The 8,579-nt window shown below is 43.6% G+C and carries 8 protein-coding genes; 2 read left to right on the top strand and 6 right to left on the bottom strand.

Annotation, left to right across the window (positions count from 1 at the left end; all coding sequences use genetic code 11):
• Positions 1-232: 232 nt before the first annotated feature.
• The 6 genes from HPC37_RS11205 to nrdD form a co-directional block, all read right to left on the bottom strand.
• A complete protein-coding gene (locus tag HPC37_RS11205; RefSeq protein WP_208123060.1) occupies positions 233-814 on the bottom strand; it encodes a TfoX/Sxy family DNA transformation protein in 582 nt (193 codons plus the stop codon).
• Positions 815-976: 162 nt separating this feature from the next.
• A complete protein-coding gene (locus HPC37_RS10480) occupies positions 977-1,618 on the bottom strand; it encodes a TfoX/Sxy family protein (RefSeq protein WP_208123059.1) in 642 nt (213 codons plus the stop codon).
• Between the two features lie 324 nt (positions 1,619-1,942).
• Positions 1,943-2,230, bottom strand: coding sequence for an esterase-like activity of phytase family protein (locus HPC37_RS11115; RefSeq protein WP_208123058.1), 288 nt, complete (start codon positions 2,228-2,230; stop codon positions 1,943-1,945).
• Positions 2,205-3,185: an esterase-like activity of phytase family protein gene (locus HPC37_RS10470; RefSeq protein ID WP_208123057.1), complete on the bottom strand. Its 981-nt coding sequence runs from the start codon at positions 3,183-3,185 to the stop codon at positions 2,205-2,207. Before HPC37_RS10470 ends, HPC37_RS11115 begins: the two co-directional genes overlap by 26 nt.
• 118 nt (positions 3,186-3,303) lie before the next feature.
• A complete protein-coding gene (gene nrdG / locus HPC37_RS10465; protein WP_208123056.1) occupies positions 3,304-3,771 on the bottom strand; it encodes an anaerobic ribonucleoside-triphosphate reductase-activating protein in 468 nt (155 codons plus the stop codon).
• A 10-nt stretch (positions 3,772-3,781) separates the two neighbouring features.
• Positions 3,782-5,902, bottom strand: coding sequence for an anaerobic ribonucleoside-triphosphate reductase (gene nrdD / locus HPC37_RS10460; RefSeq protein ID WP_208123055.1), 2,121 nt, complete (start codon positions 5,900-5,902; stop codon positions 3,782-3,784).
• Positions 5,903-6,433: 531 nt separating this feature from the next.
• Here nrdD and HPC37_RS10455 point away from each other — a divergent pair.
• Positions 6,434-7,162, top strand: coding sequence for an inositol monophosphatase family protein (locus tag HPC37_RS10455; RefSeq protein ID WP_235961764.1), 729 nt, complete (start codon positions 6,434-6,436; stop codon positions 7,160-7,162).
• A complete protein-coding gene (locus HPC37_RS10450) occupies positions 7,104-8,447 on the top strand; it encodes an MFS transporter (protein ID WP_208123054.1) in 1,344 nt (447 codons plus the stop codon). The genes HPC37_RS10455 and HPC37_RS10450 overlap by 59 nt, the downstream gene beginning before the upstream one ends.
• Positions 8,448-8,579 lie beyond the last annotated feature (132 nt).

Below are 8,579 nucleotides of genomic sequence, written 5' to 3'. Positions count from 1 at the left end.
TAACCACGGAGCGCAGTACGACCAGCGGCGAACCTGGGGTGCGTTGGGTTCTTAGGGGCTTGCGCAAACAACGCCCTAAGCCGCCGCAGGCGGAACTGCGATAGTCATAACGGAGTTATGAAAGTGCGCGCCGAGCGCCAGCTCGAAACGATGCAATCATAGCGCCATGACGGAGTGATGACAGGCAACAAATCATCAAAGTTTATGACCGTACACTCCATACAAAATAGCTCTAATACGGTGCTCTAAACGGATCAGGCTCTAGCCCCATTTTCAGCATCGCGGTTTTTAGGCGCGCATAGGCTTCGTGTTGTTGTTCTTCCGTTAACAGACCAACAGGAATGTTGAGCAAGGCGGCGTGTAAGTTCCAGAAAAATTGTAGAGTAACTTTGATTTTATGCTGTTTGAGCAAGATATAAGCATGCACCGCACCGACGCGTTTTAGGCATTCAACCGTGCGGATCCCGACTTTGCTGAGTGGCCGTTCATGCTTATAACTGAGGTTAATTAATTGACGTATAAGTCTTTTTTCCACCCGCGTTGTCTGCTCTTTTTTCTCGCTCAGTTGCTCGATTGAGGCGGTTAGAATGGATTTGAACACGGCGGTATCTTGCATCAATCGCAACGGGACACTGTAGTAATCGCTAGAAAGGGCTTGATTTTTATTATTAAGGCTGGCTTTACAGCCCAGCTTTTCAAGGTCGCAGGCAAGCGCCTCTTCGGCGCGCAAATAGAAGGTTTTGCTTTGAAAAATTCCGAACATGTGATCGTTTTGGTAGAATCCATAATCGGAAAAGAGCGGTTTGATAATCACGTCACTTAACACGTCATCAATACATTTTTGACTTTATCTAATGTTTTGTTCGTTTTCTGTTTTCTTGGCTAATTGGATAGGCCATTGGTACTCCTCTATCTCTATTATTTTAATTAACAAAAATTAATATGCTCTAATACGGTGCTCTAAACGGATCAGGTTCTAGCCCCATTTTCTAGCATCGCGGTTTTTAAACGTTGTATAGGCTTCGTGTTGTTGCTCTTCGGTTAATAGGCCAACGGGGATATTGAGTAAAGCGGCGTGTAAGTTCCAGAAAAATTGTAGAGTAACTTTGATTTTATGCTGTTTTAGCAAGATATAAGCATGCACCGCACCAACGCGTTTTAGGCACTCCACTGTGCGGATCCCGACCTTGCTCAATGGCCGTTCGTGCTTGTAACTGAGATTAATTAATTGCCGAATAAGTCTTTTTTCCACACGAGTAACTTGTTGCTTTTTATCAGCAAGTTGCTCGATTGAAGCGGTCAGTATGGATTTGAACACAGCGGTATCTTGCATCAATCGCAACGGGACGCTGTAGTAATCGTTGGAAAGAGCTTGATTTTTATTATTATGGCTGACTTTACAACCTAGCTTTTCAAGATCGCTGGCGAGCGTTTCCTCGGCGCGTAAATAGAAGGTTTTGCTTTGAAAGATCCCGAACATGTGATCGTTTTGGTAGAACCCATAATCGGAAAAGAGCGGTTTGATAATCACATTGTCGAGCACATCATCAATACACTTCTTGACTTTATCTAATGTTTTATTCGTTTTCTGTTTCTCTTGGCTGATTGGATAGGCCATTACTGCTCCCTAACTCCTTTTTTAGTTGAAAAATAATCTTGGCATTTATGGTAACGAAGAAAAGTGATTGATTGCAAAGCCAATTTCAAGAAATGTGATATAGATTCATAAAATTGCAAAAAGTTTAGGGTTTTTGCTTGTAATTTAATCGATTAGCGTTTTTCGGGGTTGAAGTTAGGGTTAATCTTAGGTATGGGAGATAAAAGTGCGGTTATGGTTAACTTATATGATGACGTTATCATCATGCTCGCTTTCAGCCATGAGCACTTTTTCTGTTCAAAGAGCAAGGCAAAAATAGCTTGCTCATTGTGTTATTATCTCTGATTAGTCGAGAGTAATGGGATAAATATAGACACGTCCTGTATCTTGGGTTGAAGAATTTGGGAGTATTTTTTCAACCAGATTACCATCTTCGGATGTGATGCCAAAATCATCATCATTGATAACGGCTAAATGATTTTTGTCGATTAACCACATACCTTCAAATTTATCATGAGGATAATTGTTGGTTTGAACAAGATCTAATACTAATCTTTTCGATACAGTTTTAATTCCGGCTTGATTTATTTCTTCCCAGCTTGATTGCTCAAGTGTTTTTCCATTGAGTAACAAACCTGTCGGTGCCGTTGAATCCCCTGAAATATCTGTTGCATTTACGTATATCAATTAAATAAACGTGTTTTTGTGCAGCGGATTTAATACCTGCAAATTTTCCATCACGCTCGCCAACTAAAAATTGATAATTATTTAATGCAATAATAGAAGAATTAGATAAATTATCGGCATTTTGTTGATATAAAAATTGTTTCGTTTTCCCTGTCGTTAAGTCAAAAGTAACAATCCTTGTTAGAGTGCGATTGATAGCTTCTTTTTTGCTTGGATTGAAAAGTGTAGATTGCATAATCCCAACAAGAGTGGTTTGATCTGGTGTTAACGTTAAACCCTCCATTCCACGATTAGCTCTTCGCTTTGCAAAAACGGCAGGGAGTTTTCTGCCTTGAGTATTAACACCATAAGGGCTTATGCGTTCAAGCTCAACGCCTTCGGAATTAAAATGTACAATATGGGGGCCATATTCATCCGATACCCAAAAAGAGCCATCATCTGCTATAGCAAGCCCTTCACTGTCAATCCCATAAGGATCTGTACCTACTGGCTTTTTATTGTTATCAAGCGCTATTTCACCTGTGGCTCCCAACCCCTTAGGGTTAGGTAAACCTGTAAGCTTTTTGCCTTCAGGATTTTTTAATTCGATACGCTTTAATAGCACAATTGAATTGTCTTGAGTAAACGCAAAATGCCCTATACTGGGTGTGTAATCAGGAATCGGAAAAATTTTAGTGCCTTTTTCATTGCCATCTATATTAGGCCCGCGATCGGTTAATGCATAAAAGCGACGATTATTTTGGGGATCGACTGCAGCATCAGAACCAAATCCACCTTGAAAAATTTTTTTATCACTCTTGATAAGTGTTTTTGGAAGATCGTATGACGAAATTGACTGAGTTGCGAGTGTCGGCAGTGAAATGCCGAACAAGATGCCCCATGAGAAGTGAATCAGTTTCATAATAATAGTCCAATAACAAATCATAACGGCATTATAATAGACAAATATGACACTATTATGACAAGCTAGAGGTGCGTATTATAAAAATCATATTTTTCTAATCTGATTTTGCCCAACCTCACCCCTTCAAATAATAGATCACTTGGTTGCGGGAGCCGCGCCATTGTAGGGTTTTGTCGGCTTGGGTTTGGTCGAATTTGCCGTCGATGAGTACGTCGATATAGTCCACCAAAGCGCGCTGGTCGGGGGTGAGATTGGCGAGGGTGTAGCCTGTCCACAGCCAGATATCTTTGCCGGGGCAGAGGGTTTTGACCTTGCGCACAAAAGGCAAAAGTGCGGTCACGTTGCACGGGTGGAGGGGGTCGCCGCCGCTGAGAGAGAGGCCTTGGCGGCGGATACGGGTATCAAGGAGATCATTAATAATCCGCTGTTCCATCGCCTCATCGAAGGGCAAACCTGCGTCAAAGCGCCAGCTGGCTTGATTATAGCAGCCACGGCAGGCGTGGGTACAGCCCGCGACAAACAGCGTGCAGCGCGTGCCTTCGCCGTTGACCACATCCACGGGATAATATTGTAAGTAATTCATTTTATTTTCTTTACAAATGTTTCACCCGGCGTTTGACTTCCTCTTGCTTGCCAGCGTTGAATGGGCGCGCATCGGGGCTGCCGAGGTAGCCACACACGCGGCGGGTGACGGAGACCGTTTTGGCGTCGTGATTGCCGCAGCTTGGGCAAACAAAGCCTTTGCTGGTGCAGTCAAACTCGCCTTTAAAGCCGCATTCATAGCACTCATCAATCGGCGTGTTAGTGCCGTAATAAGGCACGCGGGTGTAGCTGTAATCCCACACGTCTTCCAGCGCTTTGAGGTTGTGTTGCATGTTTGGGTATTCGCCGTAGCAGATAAAGCCGCCGTTGGCCAGCGCGGGGTAAGGCATTTCAAAGTCGATTTTGTCGTATGGGTTGACCTTTTTCTCCACATCGAGGTGAAAGCTGTTGGTGTAATAGCCCTTGTCGGTCACGCCTGCGATAGTGCCAAATTGCTGAGAATCCAAGCGGCAGAAGCGGTGGCAGAGGTTTTCGCTCGGGGTGGAATAGAGGCTAAAGGCGTAGCCGGTTTCCGCCTTCCAGGCATCGACCGCGCGGCGCAGGTGGGCCACAATCGCGATGCCTTTTTCGCGCAAGGTGGCGTCGTCATAAATATGGCCGCCGTAAAGTGCGGTGATGGTTTCAAAAATGCCGATGTAGCCGAGCGAAATTGACGCGCGGCCGTGCTTGAAAATCTCCGCCACGTTGTCATCAGCTGCCAAGCGCACACCGCAGGCGCCTTCCATATATAAAATCGGCGCCACGCGCGCTTTGGTGTTGGCCAGCCGTGCGATGCGGGTGAGCAGCGCTTTTTTGGCAATCGCCAAGCGTTCATCTAACAAGTGGTAGAACCGCACTTCATCTTTTTGCGCCTCAATCGCGATGCGGGGCAAATTCAGGCTGACCACGCCGAGGTTGTTGCGCCCGTCGTGCTGCTCGCCGTGGTCATCTTCAAACCTGCCTAAAAAGCTGCGACACCCCATCGGCGCTTTGAAGGAGCCGGTGACCTCGACGACTTTGTCATAATTTAAAACATCAGGATACATCCGCTCGGCACTGCATTTGAGCGCAAGCTGCTTGATGTCGTAGTTTGGGTCATCGGGGGTGAGGTTAACGCCCTTTTTAAGGGTGAACACCAGTTTCGGGAACACGGCGGTTTTGTGATTTTTGCCCAAGCCCACAATGCGGTTTTGCAAAATGGCCTGTTGGATCAATTTCGCCTGCCAGCTCAGCCCAAGGCCAAAGCCAAAGGTGACAAACGGCGTTTGCCCGTTGGCGGTGTGCAGCGTGTTGACCTCATATTCCAAGGATTGAAAGGCATCAAAGCACTCTTTTTCGGTGCGCTCTCGGGCGTAATCTTGCGCGCGAGCAATGCCCCATTCCTGCGCCACAGCGAGGTGTTTGTCGTAGCTTTTTTGCACATAAGGGGCGAGCACCTCATCAATGCGGTTAATCGTGGTGCCGCCATAAATATGGCTGGCCACTTGCGCGATGATCTGCGCCGTCACAGCGGTAGCGGTGGCGATCGATTTGGGCGTGTCGATGTCGGCGTTGCCCATTTTAAAGCCGTTTTGCAGCATGCCTTTGAGATCCACCAGCATGCAGTTGAACATCGGGAAGAACGGCGCATAGTCCAAATCGTGGTAGTGAATCTCGCCGCGCTCGTGGGCTTGCACCACGTCAGCGGGCAGCAGGTAATGTTTGGCGTAATGCTTGGCGACGATGCCGGCGAGCAGATCCCGCTGGGTTGGGATGACTTTGGCGTCTTTGTTGGCGTTTTCATTGAGGATGTCGAGGTTATTTTGCTCCACCAGCCCTTCAATTTCGCGGGTGAGTTGGCTGCGTTTTTCGCGCGCGAGATCGCGGTCGTGGCGGTATTCAATGTAGGCGCGCGCGACGGTTGGGCAGGCGCGCATAAGTTGGGTTTCCACGAGGGTTTGAATTTGGGCGATGTCGATTTGGTCAACGTGGTGGGCGTAGATGTTGTCGACGACAGCGGCACTTTGGGTGATGGCGAAGGTGTTGTCGTTGAGCCCTGCGGCTTTGGCCGCTTTGTCGATGGCGCAGAGGATGCGCTCCTGGGCAAAGGGTACGACAGCGCCGTCGCGTTTGATGACAGCGAGTGTTTTCATGTGTGGTCCTTTTGTTGTTGTGCGGGTGTTACTATATATTGTGTTTGTTTTGTTTTAAAACACAATATATAGGATTTTTGATTTAAGTCAAATAAAAATGATTCTCAACTTTTTGTGGTTGACTTTGTGACCGCGCTTTGGGTTTTCTGTCTTCGTTTTATGTTGGTGTTCGGCCCATAACAGCAAAAGTGCGTCTGTCATAGGTTGAATAGCCATAACATAACAAGCGCTTTCTTGGGATAAAAAATAGTGAGGGCTTATGCTAATAATTTTAATGTGTTACAGATAAAAGTTTGAGCTTAATCACAATATTGAAATTTTTATTTTGTTTTATTTAATCTAGTCGTTATTCTGAAACATATATTCCATTTTGGTTGGTTTAAAGGAGATGATTATGCAAGAAAGAGACGCTCGATATCATTTTGCACAACTATTAATTAAAAAGGCAGGAGACATAGCACTAAATTTTTACAACACGAGAGATGGATTGTCTATTGAGTGCAAAGAAATAATAAACAAGATGAGGTTAGCTTGGCCGATAAAACGGTCGAACAATTTATACGAGATGAAATAAAGCACAACTTTTCATGTGATGGCTTTTTAGGAGAAGAGTCAGGCTACTCTGGATTAGAAAGTCAGTTTTGCTGGATTGTCGATCCAATAGATGGTACGAGTCCATTTTTACATGGGCTTCATGCATGGTGCATTTCTATCTCAATTATAGATAAGGGAGAACTCTTTGCTGGATTAATTTTTGATCCACTTCATGATGAATTATTTCATTGTCTCAAAGGCCGTGGCGCGTATTTGAATGACGATGTCATGAATACTATACAGTCGGCAGAAACATTGCAAGATGGTTTGGTTGGTGCTGGGATGTCACATAGAGGTGGACCTAAGGATATGTCTAAATTTATTGAGAATTTACTCATAAATAAAGGAATGTTTGTTCGAAATGGTTCAGGCGCACTGACATTAGCTCAAGTCGCGGCAGGAAGATTGATAGGATACTATGAGCCACATATGAATATTTGGGATTGTGCTGCAGGTACATTACTAGTAATAGAGGCTGGTGGTTATTCAAAGGATGTATTAGAAAATGATGGTCTACATAGAGGAAGTTTAGTCCTAGCTACCGCTAATAAAAAATTTATGACATTTTACACCAGTTTATTCATGAAGCTAATAGGGAGGATTGAGTATGTCAATTTTTCGATTTTTCAAAGCATCCCCAGCAATACCCGAAAGAAGCTACAGTGATAAAGAATTTAAAAGTGTACGCTGGAAAAGTTTTTGGGCTTTCTCTATTGCTTATGCTGCTTTTTATGTTTGTCGTCTTTCTTTTAATGTAGCTAAACCTATTTTAGTTAATGAAAATATTGTAACACCGACAGAGTTAGGTGTTATTGGTGCTGCAATTTTCATTACTTATGCGGTAGGTAAATTTGTCAATAGTGCCGTCGCTGATCACTCAAATATTGTTAGGTTTTTATCGCTAGGTCTTTTTATCTCTGCGCTGTGTAACTTTGCTATGGGAATGAATACAAGCGCTATAGTATTGACAATCATTTGGGGTATTAATGGTTGGTTTCAGTCAATGGGTGTAGGCCCTTGTGTTGTCGCGCTTTCTAGATGGTATGACGATAAAGAAAGAGGATCTTATTATGGTTTTTGGTCCGTCGCACACAATGTTGGGGAAGGTGTTACATTTGTTGTGACTGCAGCTGTAATTAGCTATTTTGGCTGGAGAATTGGATTTGGATTTTCTGGTGTTGTTGGATTACTAGGGATGTTGATTGCTTTAATTTGGATGAAAGATTCCCCAGCAAGCCTAGGATTTAAGCCAATCATTAAGATGAAAAATGATACAGAGGAGCTTGATAATAAAGAGGTGTTGAAACATCAATGGGATGTAATCAAAAGTCCTGCAATTTGGATTTTAGCAGTTGCTTCTTGTTGTATGTATATTAGTCGCTATGGTGTTAATAGCTGGGGTGTCTTTTTTCTCGAAAATGGAAAAGGTTATACAACGGTTGAGGCTGCAAGTATTATAAGTGTAAATAGCATTGTGGGTATTTTAGGGACGATTGTGTCTGGATGGCTATCGGATCGATTCTTAAAAGGCAAGCGTAATGTTATGACGATTGTTGTTGCTTTATTAAATACGTTATCACTAGCTGCATTTTTATTTGCGCCAAGTGGCAATACTTGGTTCTCAGTTATAGCATTGTCTATTTTTGGAATCACATTAGGTATTCAGTTATGCTTCTTAGGTGGACTATTAGCAACTGATGTATCGCATAAATCGGCATCAGGTATTGCACTTGGTATGATGGGATTATTTGGTTATATAGGTGCATCCTTAGGAGAATTTTTGACAGGATACATGATAGATAAAACAACAACGATTGTTGATGGACAGAAAATCTATGATTTTGTGAGTCTATCCTATTTCTGGATAGGTGCTGACTTTTTATCTGTATTAGCTGCAATTGTATTTTCTATTATGATTTATGTTAAGGATAAAAAACGATCTATGCTATAAGTTATTACAAGAAACCGCACTTTCTATTTTAGTATTTTAACCCTCGTGAAAAGCTGTGGTGTTTTTAGGCTCCATAGAGCCACTAGCGCGGAGCGCAAGAGTCATCACCTTGAGCGTTGGGGATATAAAAAA

The sequence above is a fragment of the Spirabiliibacterium mucosae genome (assembly GCF_014884965.1).
In the GTDB taxonomy this organism is placed as follows: Bacteria; Pseudomonadota; Gammaproteobacteria; order Enterobacterales; family Pasteurellaceae; genus Spirabiliibacterium; species Spirabiliibacterium mucosae.
The sequence above is the reverse complement of the archived record's forward strand: the minus strand, read 5'-3'. Positions and strand labels throughout refer to the sequence as shown.

Coding starts and splice junctions, on each gene's coding strand:
- nrdG (WP_208123056.1), bottom strand. CDS start 3,771: ATGAATTACTTACAATATTATCCCGTGGATGTGGTCAACGGCGAAGGC.
- HPC37_RS10450 (WP_208123054.1), top strand. CDS start 7,104: ATGTCAATTTTTCGATTTTTCAAAGCATCCCCAGCAATACCCGAAAGA.
- nrdD (WP_208123055.1), bottom strand. CDS start 5,902: ATGAAAACACTCGCTGTCATCAAACGCGACGGCGCTGTCGTACCCTTT.
- HPC37_RS10470 (WP_208123057.1), bottom strand. CDS start 3,185: ATGAAACTGATTCACTTCTCATGGGGCATCTTGTTCGGCATTTCACTG.
- HPC37_RS10480 (WP_208123059.1), bottom strand. CDS start 1,618: ATGGCCTATCCAATCAGCCAAGAGAAACAGAAAACGAATAAAACATTA.